Here is a 20,246-nt window from a genome sequence, read left to right on the forward strand (position 1 = left end):
GGTTCGACATGCTTCGCAAATCGATCTACAAGACGCCTGCCCAGATCCGCCTCATGGTGGAGCCAGGGCTGGCAACGGCGGCATCCCTCGTCGCGGCCCGTGCCGCCCTGCGCGTCGGGTCGACGACCGCTGCGGTCGACGCGGCCGCCGAGGCAGCGATTCTCGCGCTCGGCGGTGCACCGAATTTCAAACTCGAACCCGGCTACTCACACACCGTCTGCGCATCGGTCAACGAGGATGTCGTACACGGCATCCCGAATCACCGGGTTCTCGAACCAGGCGACATCGTCTCGATCGACAGTGGAGCCGTACTCGGTGGCTGGAACGGGGACGCCGCTTTCACTGTCGTGCTGCCGGATCCGACCAGGCCCGAGCTCGTCGCTGAGCGGCAGCGGCTTTCGGATGTCACCGAGGGTTCGCTCTGGGCCGGTATCGCCCGGCTGGCGTCTGCTTCCCACCTCAACGAGGTCGGCGACGCCGTCCAGGGCTACATCGAGAACCGGGGGAGCTTTGGCATCCTCACCGATTACGTCGGGCACGGGATCGGTCGATCCATGCATGAGGCACCACCCGTGTTCAACTACCGGGTGCGGCAGAAGGGCCCGGAAGTGAAGCCGGGGCTCGTCGTCGCGATCGAACCGATGGTCGTGCTCGGCAGCATCGACACCCACATCAAGGACGACGACTGGACCGTCGCCACCGATGACGGGCTTGCCGCTGCACACTGGGAACACAGCGTCGCCGTGCACCGGGACGGAATCTGGGTGCTGACCGCTGAAGACGGCGGCGCCAGCGGCCTTGCGCCATTCGGCGTCACTCCTACGCGTCCGGCCTGAGCGCAGTAGGGTCAAGTCCATGACCTCGCTCGTGCTGCTCCTCGACCCGATCGCCGCAGACGCCCAGCCGGACGACGTCGAGCTCGCGGCCTCGCTGACATTCGTTCCGCCCGAGGAACCGATCCTCTCCGCTTTCGATGCCGGGGCTGGGCGCGGTGACGGGATCTTCGAAACACTCGGAGCGAACGACGGCCGTGCCAGGGGAGTCGAGGCGCATCTCGACCGGTTGGCGGCATCCGCTGTCAAACTCGACCTTCCGATGCCGCACCTCGGTCAGTGGCGAGCGGGAATCGCTGCGATCCTCGAGGCGCTGCCCGCGGACGGACAGGCGTCGATCCGGCTCGTTCTCACCCGCGGAACCGACCCGTCAGGCCCGCCGACCTGCTGGCTCACCGGAACGACGGTGCCCGATCGCGTGCCGGAGCGCACCACAGGCATCCGAGTGGTGACTCTCAGCCGTGGGTACGTCAACGACGTGGGGGAGTCCTCTCCGTGGCTGCTCGTCGGGGCCAAGACCCTGTCGTATGCGCTCAACATGGCTGCGCTCCGTGAAGCTCGACGGCGGGGAGCAGACGATGCCGTGTTCACGTCGACGGATGGCTTCGCACTCGAGGGCCCGACCTCGTCGTTGCTGGTCCGGCAGGGCAACACGATCGTCACACCGGCGATCCAGCACGGCATCCTCGCCGGTACGACGCAGGCCGACCTGTTCGACTTTCTCGCGTCGGAGGGATTCGCGTGCGAGTACCGCACGGTCGAGGCGTCGGAGTTGCTGCGGTCGGATGCCGTCTGGCTCGTCTCCAGCGTCAGGCTCGCTGCTCCGGTCACGGCGGTCGACGGCACTGCTGTCGCCACCGACCTCGACCTCACGGCCCGGATGAACGCGGCCCTGCTGGCCTGAGTCCCGTCCGTTGCCCGTCTCCACATTCAGGAGCCCCCTCCACATTCAGGAGATTTGTCCGACACGCCGTGGTGAGAGCGCTCCCGTACGGCGTGTCGGGTCGGATCTCCTGAATTTGCAGCAGGGGCGAGGGGCGAGGGGCGAGGGGCGAGCGGCGAGGGGCGAGGGCGAGGGGCCAGCGGGTCAGGAGTCCATCGTGTGCACGAGCTCGTCGATGAACGCCCCGAAGTCCACCGACCTCTTCACGATGCGCTGCACATCCTCACGCTCAGAGAACACCTCGACGAACTGATCGAACACGCGCTGGAAATTCGCTCGCTCCGCCGCACTGAACGCGATGAACGCGACGACGTTCACCCGGTTGTCACCCCAGGGCATGCTCGACTCATTCACCGCGATCGCGATGGACGTCGAACGGGCGGTCATCGCCATCGCGTGGGGGACAGCGAGGGAATCCGTGAACGCCGTCGACGACATCCGCTCGCGTTCGATCGCACCGTCGACGTAGGCGTCGTCGATCACGCCGCGAGCCACCATGAGGTCACCCAGCTGACGAATCATGCTCGTCTCATCCTTCGCCCGGACGTTGCGTAGGAAGAGCGACTCATCGAAATACTGCAGAACCTCGTCCTTGATGAGGGCCCTGCGCTTCACCCGTCGCACCCGGCTCAGCGCCTGGCGCACGCGGTCGGCGTCTCCCTGGGTGAAGAACGGCTGGATGACGAGGATCGACTCGTCCGGAACGGGCGGTTCGATCGTGGTCAGGACGATGTCCGCGTCGAGGCTGCTCCACGAGAGGTCGCTTCGGGTGACCACACGCACCACATCGATGGCATCACCGAGCATGAGCATCACCCGGTCGCGCAGCAACAGGTGCATGTCGTAGTAGTTCGGGCAGACGAGGACACAGCGCAGCAACTCGTCCGATCTGGACTGCTGCTGCAGGTGCGCGCCGACGTGCATGGCGATGTACGCGATCTCGTCGTCGGTGATCTCGACCGACCCGTGCTGTTGCAGCCTGCTCGCGATGTAGACCGCGAGTTCGTAGATCATCGGGTATGAGGTCTTGATCGACCGGGCCATCGGGTTGCGCGAGTACGAGTGGTCCTGCGCGCGACGGAGCAGATTCTGCACGTGCAGGGTCAGTCGTGTGATGAAATCCTCGTCGGACAGGTCGACGAGGTACTCCTCGCCGGCGTTCTTCACGATGCTGCGCACGATGTCGAGGTCGGCCTGGTTGAGGTAGCCGGAGTCTGGCGTATCGGCGGCGATGGTCACCGCGCGGGTGGACAGCAGATAGGCGAGATAGTCGATGTCGGCGTCGCCGAGAGCCGTGTCGAAGTGGGTGGCGATGAGTGTGGCCAGTGCGGTCGGGATGCCGTCGGCGTCCGCGACCGGATCGACGGCGGGGGAGGGCACGAGCCTGTTCTTCGATACGCGGTCGACGGCGATGGCGATGTGCAGAAGCACGTTGTCGATGCCGTAGTCGTTGAGCGCGAAACCCCGCTCGGTCAGCATGTCGATGAGCGCCGTCTTGAATTCGCTCAGGCTGTCTGACGCGAACTCCCGCTGGATCGCCTCGAGCTCGATCAGCCCGCGCTCGGTCTCATCGCGGAACATCCGGGACAGCAGTCGCCTCCGAGCGAGCTCCGTCCCGCTCAGAGTGACCGTGCTCGCTGCCCTGGTCAGGGACAGCTCAGCCTCGGCGAGGAGCAGACGCACGCGGGAGAGGTCGGATTCGATCGTGGACTCAGAAACGTGCAGGCTCTCGGCCAGTTCGAAGACATCGAGACCGTCGGGGCTGTCGACCAGCCGACGAACGATGCCGTACAGCCGGGCACGTGGCGTCTCCGCCTGCTCGACGCTCGCTGACGCCCGAAAGGCCGCATAGGCATCCGGGTTGATCCGGTACCCGCTCGGACCTGCCTCGACCACCGGGCTGCCCCCAGCACGTCCTTTGACGGCCGTCACATAGCTGCGGATGCTGCGGGAAGTGACCCCGAGGACGTCGGCGAGCTCGCCTGCCGTCACCCACGTGCCCGCTCTGGCGAGGTAGGTGAGGATCCTGTCTTGCCTGTCCCGTGTCACGATCTCCCTCAGGCGCTCGACCGGCAGCGGCGCTGCCGCCATCGGCGTCCTCTCCGAGTCAACCACCTGCCGGCCCATCCCGTGCGTCGGAGTCACGATTTTCCGCAGGGGCGGAAAGCACTGTGGTGGCGGGCGGTTCGCGACCGGGGAGAGAATCGGTCAAGCCTGCGCGTGAGCCGGGCGGCACCGACCAGAACGTTGAACGGCAATGGAGGCGATCGATGAGAATTCTCGTGGTGTGCGGTGCCGGAGCATCGTCGACCTTCGTCGCCCGCCGTATCCGTAAAGCTGCCGACACCCGCTCTCTCGAGGCAACGGCTGAAGCGTGCCCGATCGACTCGCTCGGTGACCGACTCGATACAGCCGACGTCGTGCTTCTGGGGCCGCACCTCGATGGCCGCCTCGCCGACGTTCGCCGCAGCGCGGATGCCGCCGGTGTCGCCGTCGCAATGATGCCATCCACTGTCTTCTCGTCGCCTCTCGGCGACGAAGCCCTCGACCTCGCCCTGGAAGCTGCAGGGGCGCTGTCACGACGAGGGGAACCACAACGCAGCGACGGAGGAACGCATGGCTGAACGCACCGTACGAATCGGATCATCACACGGGCTGCACGCGCGGCCGGCCAAAATCTTCACCCAGGCCGCGACGGCATCGGGGTCGAAGGTCACCCTCGCGAAAGGAAGCGGCAAGCCTGTCAACGCCGCCAGCATCCTCGGGGTCATCTCGCTCGGTGTGAACCACGGCGACTACGTCACCCTGACCGCAGACGGCGACAACGCCGAGACCGTGCTCGACGGCCTCGTCGAGCTTCTGGTGACCGACCATGATGAGTAACGACCTCGCAACGGGCATCGTCGGCACCGGCACCGGCATCGGGCAGGGCGTCGCCGTCGGAGTCGTTGCCCGGATGTCCGAACCCCTCCCCGCCCCTGACGACGCGGCGAGCAGCCGCACGCAGGCGGAGGAGACCGAGCGGTCACGCGCGTCACTGTCCGTCGTCGCGCGGGAGCTCGAGCAGCGTGGCGCGTCTGCAGGCGGTGCCGCGAAGGACGTGCTGGAGGCGCAGGCCATGATGGCCGAGGACCCCATGCTGTCCGACGCCATAGACGAGGCGCTCGCCGCGGGAAAGACCGCGGAGCGGGCCGTGTTCGAGGCATTCGCAAGCTTTCGCGATCAGCTCGTCGCCATGGGCGGATACCTCGGCGAACGCGCCGCTGACCTCGATGACGTGTCACAGCGCGTCATCGCCCACCTCCAGGGTGTCAGCGCCCCCGGAGTGCCCAACCCGGATCACCCGTTCGTCCTCGTGGCCCGCGACCTCGCTCCTGCAGACACGGCAATGCTCGATCTCGGCAAGGTGCTCGGCCTCGTCACCAGTGACGGCGGACCGACCTCGCACACCGCGATCCTCGCCAGGGAGAAGTCCATCGTGGCCGTGGTCGGGGCAGCGGATGCCAGGACGCTGGCAGACGGCACCGTCGTCATCGTGGACGCGGAAGCGGGAACAGTGACGGCCGACCCGACCGACGAGCAGATCGCCGACGCCGAGCGTCGCATCGCCGAACGCCAGGCCGCCGCAGTCGCCCCGGTCACCCCTGGAGCGACCGCAGACGGAACAGCCATCCCGCTCCTCGCCAACCTCGGCTCGTCTGCGGGTGCGCAAGCTGCAGCAGGCGCCGGCGCGGAAGGCGTCGGTCTGTTTCGAACCGAGTTCCTCTTTCTCGACGCCGGTGGCTCCGCCCCGACCGTCGAGCAGCAGCGCGAACACTACATCCGGTTGCTCGAGGCTTTTCCGGGCAAGAAGGTCGTCGTCCGGGTCCTGGACGCGGGCGCAGACAAGCCGCTGCAGTTCCTCAACGACGCGCACGAAGAGAACCCGGCACTCGGTCTCCGTGGGCTCCGCTCGCTCCGCGCCAGCGAGGACATCCTTCGTGAGCAGCTCACCGCGCTCGCCGAAGCGGATGCCGCGACAGACGCCGAACTGTGGGTGATGGCCCCGATGGTCGCCACGGTGGAGGAGACGCGGTACTTCGTCGGTCTCGCCCGCGAATACGGCATCCGCACTGCCGGTGTCATGGTCGAGGTGCCTTCAGCAGCCCTCCTCGCGGACCGCGTTCTCGCCGAGGCCGACTTTGCCTCCATCGGGACGAACGACCTCACCCAGTACACCCTCGCCGCCGACCGCATGCTCGGCTCCGTCGCCGCGTTCCAGGACCCCTGGCATCCGGCCGTCCTCCGGCTCGTCGGCGAGGTCGGCGCCGCCGGCGCCGCGGCGAACAAACCTGTCGGCATCTGCGGAGAGGCGGCAGCAGACCCCCTGCTCGCCGTCGTGCTCGTCGGTCTTGGCGCCACCAGCCTGTCGATGTCCACCCCGGCGCTCGTCGATGTGCGTGCATCGCTTCTGACCTACACCATCGACGAGGCTCGACAGCTCGCCGAGATCGCCCTGGCCGCCGATGGGGCGGCCGAATCCCGCGCAGCGGTTGCCGCCGCTGCACTCACCCTGAAAGAGGCAAAATCATGACGACGACGTCAACCCCGAGCAAGTCGGGAGGTGCGAGGGTCCGCGTCCAGCGATTCGGAACCTTCCTCTCCGGCATGGTCATGCCCAACATCGCCGCGTTCATCGCGTGGGGGCTCATCACCGCGTTCTTCATCGCCACCGGATGGCTGCCGAACGGCATCCTCGGTGGATTCGGCGACGCGGATGTCATCGGCTGGCAGGGCGCAGCAACAGCGCTTGCACAGACCGAAGACGGCGCCACCTTCCAGCAGTATGTCGGGTTGGTCGGTCCGATGATCACCTACCTGCTCCCTCTGCTCATCGCCAACACCGGTGGACGGATGATCTACGGTGAACGCGGCGGCGTGGTCGGCACCATCGCCACCATGGGTGTCATCGTCGGATCGAGCATCCCGATGTTCATCGGCGCGATGATCATGGGCCCGCTCGCCGCATGGCTGATCAAGAAGGTCGACAGCATCTGGGACGGCAAGATCAAGGCCGGTTTCGAGATGCTCGTCAACAACTTCTCCGCAGGGATCCTCGGCGCGCTCCTCTCCATCGCCGCCTTCTTCGGCATCGCCCCGATCATCACGACGGTGAGCGCATGGCTCGAAGGGGTCGTCAACTGGCTCGTCAGCCTGTCGCTCCTTCCCCTCGTCAGCATCTTCGTCGAACCGGGCAAGATCCTCTTCCTCAACAACGCCATCAACCACGGCGTCTTCACCCCTCTGGGCGTGCAGCAGGTGGAGGAGAGCGGCAAGAGCATCCTGTTCCTGATCGAGGCGAACCCCGGCCCGGGACTCGGCATCCTGCTCGCGTACACGTTCTTCGGGCTGGGAATCGCCAGGGCCAGTGCCCCTGGCGCGATCATCATCCAGTTCTTCGGCGGGATCCACGAGATCTACTTCCCGTACGTGCTGATGAAGCCGATGCTCGTCTTCGCAGCCATCGCCGGCGGTATGGCGGGGGTCGCGACCAACGTGGTCTTCCAGACAGGTCTGCGTGCCCCTGCATCCCCAGGAAGCATCATCGCCGTGCTCATCCAGACGGCATCAGACAGCTACGTCGGCGTCATCCTGTCGGTCATCGTCGCGGCCGGTGTCTCGTTCCTCGTCGCGGCCATCATCCTTCGTGCATCGCGTAAGAAGGACCTGGCATCGGGCAACGCCGGCGACATGAGCGCCGCCGTTGCAGCGACCGAGGCGAACAAGGGCAAGAAGAGTTCCGTCCTCGGGGGTCTCGTCACCGAAGGAACGACCGACACCGGCAACGCCGGTGGTACCGCGACGGCGACTCTCGTCAAGAACATCGTCTTCGCGTGTGACGCCGGTATGGGATCGAGCGCGATGGGAGCATCCGTTCTTCGCAACAAGATCAAGAAGGCGGGCGTCGATGGAGTGAAGGTCACCAACCAGTCCATCGCCAACCTCACCGGCGATGCCGACCTGGTCATCACCCACCAGGACCTCACCGACAGGGCACGGGAGAAGTCACCGAACTCGCAGCACATCTCGGTCGACAACTTCATGAACAGCCCGAAGTACGATGACGTGGTCGAACTCGTCAAGCGAAACAACAGCCAGGGGGCTACCGAATGACAGACCAGATTCTCACGGTGTCCACCGTCGTCGCTGCAGGTTCAGCGACGACGAGGGACGAGGCCATCCGCGAAGCGGGGGAGCTCCTCGTCACCGCCGGAGCTGTGACACCCGCGTACGTGGACGCCATGCTCGAACGCGAGGGTTCGGTGTCCACGTACATGGGCAACTACCTCGCCATCCCGCACGGCACGAACGAGGCCAAGGACGCGATCACCCGGTCGGCCCTGTCGCTGGTTCGTTACTCCCAGCCGATCGACTGGAACGGCGACGAGGTGCGCTTCGCCGTCGGCATCGCCGGACTCAATAATGAGCACCTCGAGATCCTCTCGAAGATCGCCATCGTGTTCTCCGACGAAGACGAGGTGCAGAAACTGATCGATGCGGCAGACGCGAACGAACTGTTCACCCTGCTCGAGGAGGTCAACGCCGAATGAAAGCCGTTCACTTCGGTGCAGGGAACATCGGCCGGGGCTTCGTCGGGCTCCTCCTCCACGACGCCGGTTACGAGGTGGTCTTCGCCGATGTGAACGCCGAACTCATCGATGCGCTCGCCTCGAGCGAGTCGTACACGGTCCACGAGGTCGGTGACGGCGGCGGGAACCGCACCGTCACCGGCTTCCGGGCCGTGAACAGTGCGTCGCACGAGAACGAACTGATCGCCGAAATCCAGACGGCAGCTGTCGTGACGACCGCCGTCGGTCCGAACATCCTGCGGTTCGTCGCGCCGGTGATCGCGCGGGGCTTGGCCCTGCGCGACCCCGGTCTCCCGCCGCTCGCTGTGATGGCATGCGAAAACGCCATCAACGCCACCGACCTGCTGAAGACCGAGGTCCAGGCAAGCGTCGGACCGGACGAGTGGGAGGCGATCGCCAACCGCGCGGTCTTCGCCAACACGGCCGTCGATCGGATCGTGCCAGGACAGGACGCCTCAGCGGGGATCGACGTCACCGTCGAGACCTTCTACGAGTGGGTGATCGAGTCGGGGCCGTTCGGGGACGAGGCCCCTGACATCCCTGGCGCGACATTCGTCGACGCGCTCGGCCCGTACATCGAACGCAAGCTGTTCACCGTGAACACCGGGCATGCGACCGCCGCATATTACGGCTTCGCTGCCGGGATCGACAAGATCTCCGACGCGCTCGCCGACCCCACGGTTGCGGATGCCGTCCGTCTGGTACTCGAGGAGACGAGCGCGCTGCTCGTCGCCAAGCACGGGATCGATCCGGATGCGCAGCGTGCCTACCGGGAGAAGATCCTCGGCCGGTTCGCCAACCCGCACCTCCCTGACACCGTGCAGAGAGTCGGCAGGCAGCCGCTCCGCAAGCTGTCGCGCAACGAGCGCTTCATCTCGCCCGCCGCGGAACTCGCCGAGAGGGGGATCGGGCACAGCGCCCTCGTCGGGGCTGTGGGCCAGGCCCTCGCGTTCGATGTGCCTGACGACGAGCAGAGCGTCGAACTGCACCGGATGCTCGCCGAGCTCGCTCCCGAGTCGTTCGTCGAGCAGGTCACGGGACTCGCGCCGGAGCATCCGCTCTTCAGCGAACTCGTGGCCGTGGTGCGGGCGCGCGCGGGCTGACCGCCGGTTGGCGAAAATGCGCCGAATACCATAGGATTGTCCGTTGGTGCTTTGTGCACGCTTTCCGGCGTGTTCTCCATACGGACTTTGCAGCACCATCATCCATCCGCACGACCAGTGCGTACTATTTTTAGCGACAGTGAGGCTATGGCCAAAAAAGACGGTGTCATTGAGATCGAAGGCGCAGTTGTCGAAGCTCTGCCCAACGCGATGTTCCGCGTTGAGCTGACGAACGGCCACCGCGTTCTTGCCACCATTAGCGGCAAGATGCGCCAGCACTACATCCGCATCCTTCCTGAGGACCGCGTGATCGTCGAGCTCAGCCCATACGATCTGACCCGCGGCCGGATCGTTTACCGCTACAAGTAGAACGCGCTGTAAGTAACGGCCTTGACCTGTTTCGAGCGTGCTCGAGCAGCCAGGCACGACGACAGCGAAAAGAGAGAATCACATGAAGGTCAACCCCAGCGTCAAGAAGATCTGCGACAAGTGCAAGGTCATCCGTCGCAACGGACGCGTCATGGTCATCTGCGAGAACCCGCGCCACAAGCAGCGTCAGGGCTAGTCCTCTCTTTCCTGAGGACAACCGCACGACCAGCAACACACTATCGGCAGTTCCAGAACTCGATCGAGGGACACCTCGGGTCGGAGGCCCGGGCACAGGAACTGCTCCACACCTCCACTAACTCCTAGGAGAAGCCACCATGGCACGTCTCGCCGGCGTAGACATTCCCCGCGATAAGCGCGTGGAAATCGCACTGACGTACATTTACGGTGTTGGACGCACGAGGGCTCTGAAGACCCTCGTCGACACCGGCATCAGCGGAGACATCCGCGTGAAGGATCTCAGCGACGATCAGTTGATCCTGCTGCGTGACTACATCGAAGGCAACTACAAGGTAGAGGGTGACCTCCGCCGTGAAGTTCAGGCCGACATCCGCCGCAAGGTCGAGATCGGTAGCTACGAGGGCATCCGCCACCGTCGCGGCCTGCCCGTTCGTGGACAGCGCACCAAGACCAACGCTCGTACCCGCAAGGGCCCGAAGCGCACCGTTGCCGGCAAGAAGAAGGCTCGCTAGGCCCCGGCCTTCGAGCTCTTCGCCGAAAGATTTAGGAGATATTCATGGCTGCACCCAAAACGGCTGCCCGCAAGCCCCGTAAAAAAGAGAAGAAGAACATTGCTGTGGGCCAGGCCCACATCAAGTCCACCTTCAACAACACCATCGTCTCGATCACGGACACCACCGGTGCCGTCATCAGCTGGGCGTCTTCTGGTGGAGTCGGCTTCAAGGGTTCGCGCAAGTCGACCCCGTTCGCCGCTCAGCTCGCTGCAGAGTCTGCTGCCCGCCAGGCGCAGGAACACGGCATGAAGAAGGTTGACGTTTTCGTGAAGGGTCCCGGTTCCGGCCGCGAGACCGCCATCCGCTCCCTCCAGGCTGCAGGCCTCGAGGTCGGTTCGATCAACGATGTCACCCCGCAGGCGCACAACGGATGCCGCCCGCCGAAGCGTCGCCGCGTCTAAGCCTTTCAGCCATGGTCGATTGAGCAGTGCCAGGCGGCGCTGCTCAATCGACCGTTGACGAACACAACTCAATACCTCGCCATTGCAAGTGTCATATAGCGGACACTTAGCCGAAAGGAATACATAGTGCTTATTGCACAGCGCCCAACGCTCACCGAAGAGAACATCTCAGAGTTCCGCAGCCGGTTCGTGATTGAGCCCCTGGAGCCTGGCTTCGGTTACACCCTCGGTAACTCACTTCGCCGTACCCTGCTCTCCTCCATCCCGGGCGCTGCTGTGACCAGCATTCGCATCGATGGCGTGCTGCACGAGTTCAGCACCATCCCCGGTGTGAAAGAGGACGCCACCGAGATCATCCTGAACATCAAGGGTCTCGTCGTCTCGAGCGAGCACGACGAGCCGATCACCGCTTACCTCCGCAAGACCGGCGCAGGCCAGGTCACCGCGGCTGACATCTCGGCTCCTGCCGGTGTCGAGGTGCACAACCCGGATCTCGTCATCGCGACGCTGAATGACAAGGCGAAGTTCGAACTGGAACTCACCATCGAGCGTGGCCGCGGCTACGTGTCTGCAACGCAGAACCGCAACGAGTTCTCCGAAGCCGGCCAGATCCCGATCGACTCGATCTACTCGCCCGTCCTCAAGGTGACCTACCGTGTCGAGGCGACTCGTGCCGGTGAGCGCACCGACTTCGACCGTCTGGTCGTCGATGTGGAGAGCAAGCCGGCCATCACGCCGCGCGACGCCATCGCATCCGCCGGCAAGACCCTGGTCGAGCTGTTCGGTCTCGCCCGCGAGCTGAACAACGCGGCTGAGGGCATCGAGATCGGCCCAGCGCCGGTCGACGCCGTGCTCTCCAGCGAACTCTCGATCCCGATCGAGGACCTCGATCTGTCGGTGCGTTCGTACAACTGCCTCAAGCGTGAGGGCATCAACACGGTGTCCGAGCTCGTCGCCCTGAGCGAGACGCAGCTGATGAACATCCGTAACTTCGGCCAGAAGTCGGTCGATGAGGTTCGCGACAAGCTCGTTGAAATGGGCCTTTCGCTGAAGGATTCGGTTCCCGGATTCGACGGCGCCCACTTCTACTCGGGTTACGAAGACGAGACCAGCAACTAAGGCTCGTCCTCGACGCCTTTTCACTTTTTGATTCTGGAGAATAACGACAATGCCTCAGCCCACTAAAGGCCCCCGCCTGGGAGGCGGACCAGCGCACGAGCGTCTCATGCTCGCTAACCTGGCCGCTGCCCTGTTCACCCACAAGAGCATCAAGACCACCGAGACGAAGGCCAAGCGTCTCCGTCCCATCGCCGAGCGTCTCATCACGTTCGCGAAGCGCGGTGACCTGCACGCCCGTCGTCGCGTCATGCGCATCATCGGTGACACCTCGGTCGTCCACGAGCTCTTCACCGAGATCGCTCCGCTCGTCGCCGAGCGCGAGGGTGGCTACACCCGCATCACCAAGCTCGGTTTCCGCAAGGGCGACAACGCGTCCATGGTGCAGATCGAACTGGTTCTCGAGCCCGTCACCCCCAAGGTGAAGAAGTCGAAGCCCGCCGCTGCCGCTGAGAAGCCGGCAGAGGCTGCTCCGGTGGAGGAGGCCGAGGTTGTGGCCGACGACGCTGCGGTCGAAGAGACCCCCGCCGCCGAGTCGACCGACTCTGCAGACTCCGCTGACGCCGAGAAGGCCGAAGAGAAGTAACACCCCTGCGGTGTACGAAGCCCCCGGTATCCGAGAGGATGCCGGGGGCTTCGTCGTTCGCCCGCATAGGCTTGAGGGATGAACCAGGTTCTCCCTCCCCTCAGCAGCCGCGTCGATGCCCCGCCCGAGTTGGCGCTGCCCGCGCACCCTGACGTCGCCGTGTGGCGAGCGGCGTTCCTCGACGATGTCGATGCGATCGCCGCAACACAGGCCCTCGCCGACCGGATCGACCACCCGGACTGGGCAACACCCCGGGAAGACCTCGACGACGACTTCCGGGCATCGCACGTCGACCTGGCTCGCGATTCGATGGTCGGCTTCGACGCCGATGGCGCGGTAGCCGCGTTCGGCTATGTCGTCCTCGGCCCGGGACAGGACACCCGGGTGCAGTCCTACCTGCCTGGCACCGTGCGTCCAGACCTGCGCGGGCGTGGCATCGGACGCATCCTCCTCGACTGGCAGAAGAACCGGTCACGGCAACAGCTCTCCACGTCGGAGAAGACCGTTCCAGGATGGTCGATGGTCGACGTCGCCCACGGAAACGACGCCGCTCTCGCTCTCGCCCAGGACCTCGGCTTCGTCATCTCCCGTTACTTCACAACGATGAGCAGGGTGGCGGCAGAGCCGGTTCCCGACGTGGAGGCGCCGGACGGCATCCGTATCGTTCGGTGCACGCCCGACCTGTTCGAAGCGACCAGGCTGGCGCGCAACGATGCGTTCCGTGACCACTGGGGCAGCCAGCCGCGGATGCCGGAAGAGTGGGCCAAGATCACCGGGAGCTCGCAGTTCCGGCCGGAGCTGTCGTGGGTGGCTGTCGACGGAGACGGAACGGACGCCCGTGTGGTGGCATTCGCCCTGACGTCGCTGAACGAACACGACTGGGCGTCTCAGGGCTAGAGTTCCGGCTACATCGAACTCATCGGCGTCGTGCGCGACTGGCGCGGCAGACGCCTCGCGCCGGCCCTCATCTCGCGGCTGCTCACCTCGTTCGGCGAAGCCGGGCTCGAGCGGGCCGTCCTCGACGTCGACACGGCGAGCCCGACCGGAGCGAACAGCCTGTACGAGCGACTGGGCTTCCAGGCGGGTACCCAGGAGATCGCGCTCGTCATCGAATACTGACGGCGACCGTAAACTGGCCACGTGACCACCCAGCCGCAGCGATTCCGACTCGATATCGCGTACGACGGTTCCCGGTTCGCCGGCTGGGCGAAACAGCCGGGCCTCCGCACCGTACAGGGTGTACTCGAAGAAGCGATCACGACGATCCTCGGCCGTACCGGCGACCGAATCCTGGTCGCTGTCGCTGGGCGCACCGACACCGGCGTTCACGCCACCGGGCAGGTCGCCCACCTCGATCTCGACGAGGAACGGGCGGCTCGAGTGCGTCGCGGACGCCCGGCGAAGGACGGGCTGCATCCCACCGGTAGCGCTCTGCGCCGCAAGGTGAACGGAGTGCTCGGGCAGTACCCGGACGTCGTGATCACCAACGCCGCCCCAGCGCCTGACGGCTTCGACGCCCGGTTCTCTGCCGTGTGGCGTCGGTACGAATACCGCATCGCTGACAGCCTCTCTTTCAGGAACCCGCTTGAACGCGCTCAGACGGTGTGGCATCCGGCGCCGCTCGACGTCGACCTGATGAACGCCGCAGCAGAGTCCCTCGTCGGGCTCCATGACTTCGCGACCTACTGCCGGCCCAGGGAGGGCAGAACGACGATCCGCTCGCTCCAGCGGTTCGGCTGGACCAGGGACGCCAGCGGCGTGCTCGTCGCCGGCGTTCGCGCCGACGCGTTCTGTCACAGCATGGTTCGTGCTCTCGTCGGCGTGTGTGTCGCGGTGGGGGAGGGCAAGCTGCAGGTGGCGGATGCCGCGCGGCTTCGCGATGCGCTGCACCGGTCGAACGAATTCGCCGTGATGCCGGCGCGTGGACTCACCCTCGCCGAGGTCGGATACCCCACCGATTCGCTCCTGCGGATGAGGGCGGAGCTCACTCGGTCGCGGCGGTCCCTGCAGGATGGCGCCGATCCGTTCGCCGATACCGGCCCGTTCGCAGAGTTTGACCACGACGACGACGCCGGGTAAGCTTGCTCCTTGGTGTCTGCTCTGTCTGCAGCGCGGCATCCGAAGTTGAGCCCTCCACCTGCGGCGTTCCGATTCCGGAACTCCCAACGGAGCGGGATTCACGACCAACCAACTTACGACAAGAAAGCAGCACTATTGTGACGCGCACGTATTCCCCCAAGGCTTCTGAGATCCAGCGGGACTGGTTCATCATCGACGCCACCGACATTGTGCTCGGCCGCCTGGCCAGCCACGTCGCCATCCTCCTCCGTGGAAAGCACAAGGCTACCTTTGCCAACCACATGGACACCGGTGACTTCGTCATCATCATCAATGCCGAGAAGGTCGCCCTGACCGGCCAGAAGCTCCTCCAGAAGAAGGCTTACCGCCACTCCGGTTACCCGGGTGGCATCAAGGCCGTCACCTACGCCGAGCTGCTCGAGAAGAACCCCGGCCGCGCGGTGGAGAAGGCTGTTCGCGGCATGCTCCCCAAGAACTCCCTCGGTGCCGCGCAGCTGCGCAAGCTGAAGGTCTACACCGGTGCAGAGCACCCGCACGCTGCTCAGCAGCCCAAGACGTACACCCTCGACCAGGTCGCCCAGTAAGCGCCGGATAGACATAAGGATTCCTACAGTGGCGAAGATTTCAGATTCCATCGCAGAGACCCCGGAGAGCTTCTCGACCGAGACGCCCACCGAGGCAGCCCCCAAGGCGGCCCGTCCGGCCCTCAGCGTTCCCGGCGCAGCCGTCGGACGTCGCAAGCAGGCCATCGCCCGCGTGCGCCTCGTTCCCGGTTCAGGCACCATCACGGTCAACGGCCGTGAGCTTGCCGACTACTTCCCGAACAAGCTGCACCAGCAGCTGATCAACGACCCGTTCACGGTTCTCGACCTCGCCGGCGGCTACGACGTCATTGCACGGATCTCCGGTGGTGGCCCGTCCGGCCAGGCCGGTGCACTGCGCCTCGGCATCGCCCGTGCGCTCAACCAGATCGACGAAGAGAACAACCGCGCAACGCTCAAGAAGGCCGGCTTCCTCTCCCGTGACGCTCGCGTCAAGGAGCGCAAGAAGGCTGGACTCAAGAAGGCACGTAAGGCACCTCAGTTCTCGAAGCGCTAACCGCGCTCCGGTCCTGGACTGTTTTCCATGCCTCGTCTGTTTGGTACTGACGGAGTTCGCGGTCTCGCGAACTCCGACCTGACGGCAGACCTCGCTCTCGGCCTTGCCCAAGCCACCGCAGTGGTGCTTGGGCAGGGCCGAAGTGCTGAGGCCCGCCGCGCCGCCGGTAAGCGGCCCGTCGCCGTTCTCGCGCGCGACCCCCGTGTCTCCGGTGAGTTCCTCGCTGCCGCCGTCGCCGCCGGACTCGCTTCGAGCGGTGTCGACGTGCTCGACGCCGGCGTCATCCCGACCCCCGCTGCGGCGTTCCTCATTGCCGATATCGATGCGGACTTCGGTGTGATGATCTCGGCGAGCCACAACCCCGCGCCAGACAACGGCATCAAGATCTTCGCTCGCGGCGGACGCAAACTCCCCGACGAGGTCGAGGAACGCATCGAGTCGTACCTGACCGAACCCAAGCTCGCCCCGACCGGGGCAGGGGTCGGTCGCATCCGGCGATTCGCCGATGCGGAGGACCGCTACGTCCTCCACCTCCTCGGGAGCCTGCCTCACTCCCTCGACGGGCTGCACGTCGTGCTCGACTGTGCGCACGGTGCTGCTGCCGGCGTTTCCCCTGAAGTGTTCAGGGATGCCGGAGCGAAGCTCACCATCATCGGCAACGATCCCGATGGCATGAACATCAACGACGGCGTCGGATCGACCCACCTCGACCTGCTCGCCGAGGCCGTTCGCGAGCACAAGGCAGACATCGGAATCGCCCACGACGGCGACGCCGACCGCTGCCTGGCCGTCGATGCGGCCGGCAATGTCATCGATGGTGACCAGATCATGGCGATCCTGGCCGTGTCGATGAAGGAGCGCGGACACCTCACGGACGACACCCTCGTCGCCACGGTGATGAGCAACCTCGGGTTGCGCATCGCGATGGAAGAACACGGCATTTCAATGGTGCAGACCAAGGTCGGTGACCGATATGTCCTCGAGGCCATGAACAAGGGCGGTTTCGCCCTCGGTGGGGAACAGTCCGGCCACGTGATCATGAGCGAGTACGCGACGACCGGCGACGGCATCCTCACCGGCCTTCACCTCGTCAGCGAGATGGCCAGGACGAAGAAGACGGCGGCAGAGCTCGCAAGCGTCATGGATGTGTACCCCCAGATCCTCGTGAACGTCCGGGATGTCGATCGCACGGGCATCCACACCGACGAGGTCCTCGCCGAAGCGGTGCGCGCCGCTGAAGCCGAGCTGGGCGACACCGGCCGCGTGCTGCTGCGCCCCAGCGGCACCGAGCAGCTCGTGCGTGTCATGGTCGAGGCGGCCGACCAGCCGACCGCAGACCGGCTCGCACACGCCCTCGCGGATGTCGTCCGGGAACGCCTGGCCGTCTGAACAGCGTGAAGAAGGCCCTGCCGTCCCACTCGGGACCGCAGGGCCTTTCTGCAGCACTCGCGCCCTTCAGCATTGCACCACGCGCGGCGCTCAGACCTTGCGGAGCAGGACCTGGCTCACGGTGTGGTCCGCCGCCTTCTTCAGTACGAGTTTCGCCCGCGCGCGGGTCGGACGGATGTTCTCACGCAGGTTCGGTTCGTTCACCTCGCGCCAGTAGAACCGCGCCTTGTCACGCGCCTCGTCTTCGGAGAACGAGGCATAGACGTTGAAGAACGAGTTCGGATTGGTGAACGCACCGCGCTGCAGCGCCATGAAACGCTCTTCGTACCAGGAGGCGATGTCCGATGTGCGGGCGTCGACGTAGATGCTGAAGTCGAAGAGGTCACTCACCGTCAGGCGGTGGCCGTTCCCCGCCGGCTGCAGAACGTTGAGGCCCTCGACGATGAGGACATCGGGGCGCCTGACGACCACCTGGGCGTCAGGGACGATGTCGTACCTGAGGTGGGAGTAGAACGGAGCCCGCACCTCGCCCGCGCCGCTCTTCACCTCACTCACGAAACGAAGGAGGGCTCGCCGGTCGTACGACTCGGGGAACCCTTTTCGCTCCATGATTCCCCGCCGCTGAAGTTCCGCGTTGGGGTAGAGGAATCCGTCGGTCGTGATCAGCTCGACCCTCGGGGTGTCCGGCCAGCGAGACATCAGTTCACGGAGCAACCTGGCAACCGTCGACTTGCCGACGGCCACCGACCCGGCGACACCGATGACGAACGGCGTGCGCTCGGTCTTCTCGCCGAGGAACGAGCTCGTCGAATCGTGCAGTCGCTTCGCGTTGGCCACGTACAGGCTGAGGAGGCGGCTGAGAGGGAGATAGACCTCGGCGACCTCGTTGAGGTCGAGCCTGTCGCCGAGCCCGCGCAACTGGAACACTTCGGCATCCGTCAGCGGCAACTGTGTCGTCGGGGCGAGTCGTGCCCAGTCCGATCGGTCGATTTCGACGAAGGGGGTCGACTGGCTGTGCGACGCAGCGACGGAGGAGGGGTCGGACATAGGTTCCCAGTCTATTGCCGGTATCGTTGAGCCCATGTGTGGAATCGTCGGTTACGTTGGCAACAACGACAGCATCAATGTCCTTCTCAGCGGTCTCGGTCGACTGGAGTATCGCGGCTATGACTCCGCCGGTGTCGCCGTCATCGACGAATCGGGCGCGATGCGCACCCGCAAGCGTGCCGGCAAGCTCGCCGTGCTCGCCGGCGACGTGAAAGCGAGCGCCATGCAGGTCAGCCACACCGGCATCGGCCACACCAGGTGGGCGACCCACGGTGCCCCCACCGACCAGAACGCCCACCCGCACCTCGGCGACGACGGCAAGCTCGCACTCATCCACAACGGCATCATCGAGAACTTCGCGCCGCTGAAGAAAGAACTGCTCGCTGACGGCTTCAGCTTCATCAGCGAGACCGACTCCGAGGTCGCCGCCGTGCTCCTCGGCAGGGAATACCGCGAGACCCAGAACCTGCGCGAAGCCTTCCAGCGCGTCGTCGCCCGCCTCGAGGGCGCGTTCACCCTCCTCGCCGTGCACGAGAACGAACCGGGAGTAGTCGTCGGTGCCCGCCGCAACTCTCCGCTCGTGATCGGACTCGGAGACGGTGAGAACTTCCTCGCGTCTGACGTCGCCGCGTTCGTCGAGTACACCCACAAGGCCCTCGCCATCGGCCAGGACCAGATCGTCTCGATCACCCCTGACGCCGTCGACGTCACCGACTTCTTCGGCGCAGCCGTCGAAGTCGAGCCGTTCGAGATCCAGTGGGATGCCAGCGCTGCCGAGAAGGGTGGCTGGTCCAGCTTCATGGCCAAGGAGATCGACGAGGAACCGGATGCCGTCGCCAACACCCTGCGCGGTCGCATCGACGCAGACGGCCAGGTCGTCATCCCCGAGCTCAGCGGTCTCGACGAGCTGTTCGCCGACATCAACCGCATCGTCGTCGTGGCGTGCGGAACGGCGTCGTACGCCGGGCAGGTCGGAAAGTACGCCCTGGAGAAGTGGGCAGGCATCCCGGTCGACGTCGAGCTCAGCCACGAGTTCCGTTACCGTGAGCCCGTCATCACCCCGCAGACGCTCGTCGTGTCGATCAGCCAGTCAGGCGAGACGATGGACACCCTCATGGCCGTGAAGTACGCGAGTGACGCCGGGGCGAAGACCCTGTCGATCTGCAACACGCAGGGTGCAACGATTCCCCGTGAGTCCGATGCCGTCGTCTACACCCACGCAGGACCAGAGGTCGCCGTGGCGTCGACGAAGGCGTTCGTCGCGCAGATCACGGCGCTCTACCTCTTCGCGCTCCACCTCGCTCGCGTCCGTGGCGCCCAGGCGCCCGCTGTGCTCGCCGAGCAGTCCCGCGAGCTTCTCGACATCCCCGCGAAGATCCGGACGATCCTGGGTGAGAAGGATGTCGTCACCCAGCTGGCACGCTGGATGAGCGACTCCCGCGCCGTGCTCTTCCTCGGTCGCCACGTCGGATTCCCGATCGCGCTCGAAGGAGCGCTCAAGCTCAAGGAACTCGCGTACATTCACGCCGAGGGTTTCGCAGCAGGTGAGCTCAAGCACGGTCCGATCGCCCTGATCGAGCCCGGACAGCCGGTCTTCGTCGTCGTGCCGAGCCCACGCGGCTCGGCGACCATCCATTCGAAGGTCGTGTCGAACATCCAGGAGATCCGCGCCCGCGGCGCCAAGGTGATCGCGATCGCGGAAGAGGGAGACGCATCGGTGCTCCCGTTCACCGACGTGGTCATCCGCATCCCGCTGGCCGCGCCGCTGTTCGAGCCGCTGCTCGCCGTCATCCCGTTGCAGATCTTCGCGATGGAGCTGGCCAGCGCCAAGGGCCTCGACGTCGATCAGCCGCGCAACCTGGCGAAGTCCGTCACGGTCGAGTAGCACGGTCGAGTAGCAC

The 20,246-nt window shown here is 65.4% G+C and carries 23 protein-coding genes; 21 read left to right on the top strand and 2 right to left on the bottom strand.

Translation table 11 applies throughout. From position 1 onward, the window contains the following. Nucleotides 1–8: 8 nt before the first annotated feature. Together map and IWX78_RS09925 are read left to right on the top strand one after the other, a co-directional pair. Nucleotides 9–836, top strand: coding sequence for a type I methionyl aminopeptidase (gene map, locus IWX78_RS09920; protein WP_334684676.1), 828 nt, complete (start codon nt 9–11; stop codon nt 834–836). 19 nt (nt 837–855) lie between these two features. Beyond that, complete coding sequence (locus IWX78_RS09925; protein WP_196833380.1) at nt 856–1,737, top strand: aminodeoxychorismate lyase; 882 nt, start codon at nt 856–858, stop codon at nt 1,735–1,737. 183 nt (nt 1,738–1,920) lie between these two features. On the opposite strand, the gene IWX78_RS09930 is transcribed toward IWX78_RS09925, so the two are convergent. Further along, nucleotides 1,921–3,867: a BglG family transcription antiterminator gene (locus tag IWX78_RS09930; protein WP_196833381.1), complete on the bottom strand. Its 1,947-nt coding sequence runs from the start codon at nt 3,865–3,867 to the stop codon at nt 1,921–1,923. 179 nt (nt 3,868–4,046) lie between these two features. Here IWX78_RS09930 and IWX78_RS09935 point away from each other — a divergent pair, with 179 nt between their 5' ends. The 18 genes from IWX78_RS09935 to glmM all read left to right on the top strand — a co-directional run bounded on the left by IWX78_RS09935 (nt 4,047) and on the right by glmM (nt 17,298). Next, a complete protein-coding gene (locus IWX78_RS09935) occupies nt 4,047–4,400 on the top strand; it encodes a PTS sugar transporter subunit IIB (protein ID WP_196833382.1) in 354 nt (117 codons plus the stop codon). Next, the gene (locus IWX78_RS09940) at nt 4,393–4,659 is read left to right on the top strand and encodes an HPr family phosphocarrier protein (protein ID WP_196833383.1); all 267 of its coding nucleotides are present in this window, start codon (nt 4,393–4,395) and stop codon (nt 4,657–4,659) included. The genes IWX78_RS09935 and IWX78_RS09940 overlap by 8 nt, the downstream gene beginning before the upstream one ends. Nucleotides 4,660–4,732: 73 nt before the next feature. Next, nucleotides 4,733–6,349 carry a phosphoenolpyruvate--protein phosphotransferase gene (gene ptsP, locus IWX78_RS09945; protein ID WP_442929246.1) on the top strand — a complete coding sequence of 539 codons (1,617 nt, stop codon included), beginning with the start codon at nt 4,733–4,735 and terminating at the stop codon, nt 6,347–6,349. Next, nucleotides 6,346–7,929: a PTS mannitol transporter subunit IICB gene (locus IWX78_RS09950; protein WP_196833384.1), complete on the top strand. Its 1,584-nt coding sequence runs from the start codon at nt 6,346–6,348 to the stop codon at nt 7,927–7,929. The genes ptsP and IWX78_RS09950 overlap by 4 nt, the downstream gene beginning before the upstream one ends. After that, the gene (locus tag IWX78_RS09955) at nt 7,926–8,366 is read left to right on the top strand and encodes a PTS sugar transporter subunit IIA (RefSeq protein WP_196833385.1); all 441 of its coding nucleotides are present in this window, start codon (nt 7,926–7,928) and stop codon (nt 8,364–8,366) included. The genes IWX78_RS09950 and IWX78_RS09955 overlap by 4 nt, the downstream gene beginning before the upstream one ends. After that, nucleotides 8,363–9,508 carry a mannitol-1-phosphate 5-dehydrogenase gene (locus tag IWX78_RS09960; protein ID WP_196833386.1) on the top strand — a complete coding sequence of 382 codons (1,146 nt, stop codon included), beginning with the start codon at nt 8,363–8,365 and terminating at the stop codon, nt 9,506–9,508. Before IWX78_RS09955 ends, IWX78_RS09960 begins: the two co-directional genes overlap by 4 nt. Nucleotides 9,509–9,655: 147 nt before the next feature. Further along, nucleotides 9,656–9,877: a translation initiation factor IF-1 gene (infA, locus tag IWX78_RS09965; protein WP_111720612.1), complete on the top strand. Its 222-nt coding sequence runs from the start codon at nt 9,656–9,658 to the stop codon at nt 9,875–9,877. A gap of 82 nt (nt 9,878–9,959) precedes the next feature. Continuing rightward, nucleotides 9,960–10,073 (top strand): 50S ribosomal protein L36, encoded by a 114-nt coding sequence (gene rpmJ, locus IWX78_RS09970; protein ID WP_011186712.1) that lies wholly within the window; start codon nt 9,960–9,962, stop codon nt 10,071–10,073. Nucleotides 10,074–10,212: 139 nt separating this feature from the next. After that, a complete protein-coding gene (rpsM, locus tag IWX78_RS09975) occupies nt 10,213–10,587 on the top strand; it encodes a 30S ribosomal protein S13 (protein ID WP_196833387.1) in 375 nt (124 codons plus the stop codon). 44 nt (nt 10,588–10,631) lie between these two features. Beyond that, the gene (rpsK, locus tag IWX78_RS09980) at nt 10,632–11,030 is read left to right on the top strand and encodes a 30S ribosomal protein S11 (protein WP_163287585.1); all 399 of its coding nucleotides are present in this window, start codon (nt 10,632–10,634) and stop codon (nt 11,028–11,030) included. 126 nt (nt 11,031–11,156) lie between these two features. Further along, entirely contained in the window at nt 11,157–12,149 is a 993-nt protein-coding gene (locus IWX78_RS09985; protein WP_196833388.1) for a DNA-directed RNA polymerase subunit alpha, read from the top strand. Between the two features lie 49 nt (nt 12,150–12,198). After that, entirely contained in the window at nt 12,199–12,732 is a 534-nt protein-coding gene (rplQ, locus tag IWX78_RS09990; RefSeq protein ID WP_196833389.1) for a 50S ribosomal protein L17, read from the top strand. A 78-nt stretch (nt 12,733–12,810) separates the two neighbouring features. Continuing rightward, the gene (locus IWX78_RS09995) at nt 12,811–13,629 is read left to right on the top strand and encodes a GNAT family N-acetyltransferase (RefSeq protein ID WP_196833390.1); all 819 of its coding nucleotides are present in this window, start codon (nt 12,811–12,813) and stop codon (nt 13,627–13,629) included. 12 nt (nt 13,630–13,641) lie between these two features. Continuing rightward, entirely contained in the window at nt 13,642–13,851 is a 210-nt protein-coding gene (locus IWX78_RS10000; RefSeq protein ID WP_334684704.1) for a GNAT family N-acetyltransferase, read from the top strand. Between the two features lie 21 nt (nt 13,852–13,872). Further along, nucleotides 13,873–14,811 (top strand): tRNA pseudouridine(38-40) synthase TruA, encoded by a 939-nt coding sequence (gene truA, locus IWX78_RS10005; RefSeq protein WP_196833392.1) that lies wholly within the window; start codon nt 13,873–13,875, stop codon nt 14,809–14,811. Between the two features lie 137 nt (nt 14,812–14,948). Further along, nucleotides 14,949–15,395: a 50S ribosomal protein L13 gene (gene rplM, locus IWX78_RS10010; RefSeq protein ID WP_196833393.1), complete on the top strand. Its 447-nt coding sequence runs from the start codon at nt 14,949–14,951 to the stop codon at nt 15,393–15,395. A gap of 28 nt (nt 15,396–15,423) precedes the next feature. Beyond that, a complete protein-coding gene (gene rpsI / locus IWX78_RS10015; RefSeq protein ID WP_196833394.1) occupies nt 15,424–15,909 on the top strand; it encodes a 30S ribosomal protein S9 in 486 nt (161 codons plus the stop codon). Between the two features lie 27 nt (nt 15,910–15,936). Then, complete coding sequence (glmM, locus tag IWX78_RS10020; protein ID WP_196833395.1) at nt 15,937–17,298, top strand: phosphoglucosamine mutase; 1,362 nt, start codon at nt 15,937–15,939, stop codon at nt 17,296–17,298. Nucleotides 17,299–17,388: 90 nt separating this feature from the next. Here the strand turns inward: glmM and coaA are convergent, their stop codons facing one another. Beyond that, nucleotides 17,389–18,345 carry a type I pantothenate kinase gene (gene coaA / locus IWX78_RS10025; RefSeq protein WP_196833396.1) on the bottom strand — a complete coding sequence of 319 codons (957 nt, stop codon included), beginning with the start codon at nt 18,343–18,345 and terminating at the stop codon, nt 17,389–17,391. A 34-nt stretch (nt 18,346–18,379) separates the two neighbouring features. On the opposite strand from coaA, the gene glmS reads away from it, so the two are divergent. Then, on the top strand, nt 18,380–20,230 hold the full coding sequence (glmS, locus tag IWX78_RS10030) for a glutamine--fructose-6-phosphate transaminase (isomerizing) (protein ID WP_196833397.1): 1,851 nt from the start codon (nt 18,380–18,382) through the stop codon (nt 20,228–20,230). The last annotated feature ends 16 nt before the right edge of the window (nt 20,231–20,246 follow it).

Source organism: Mycetocola sp. CAN_C7, from assembly GCF_015752285.1.
Taxonomy (GTDB): Bacteria; Actinomycetota; Actinomycetes; order Actinomycetales; family Microbacteriaceae; genus Mycetocola_A.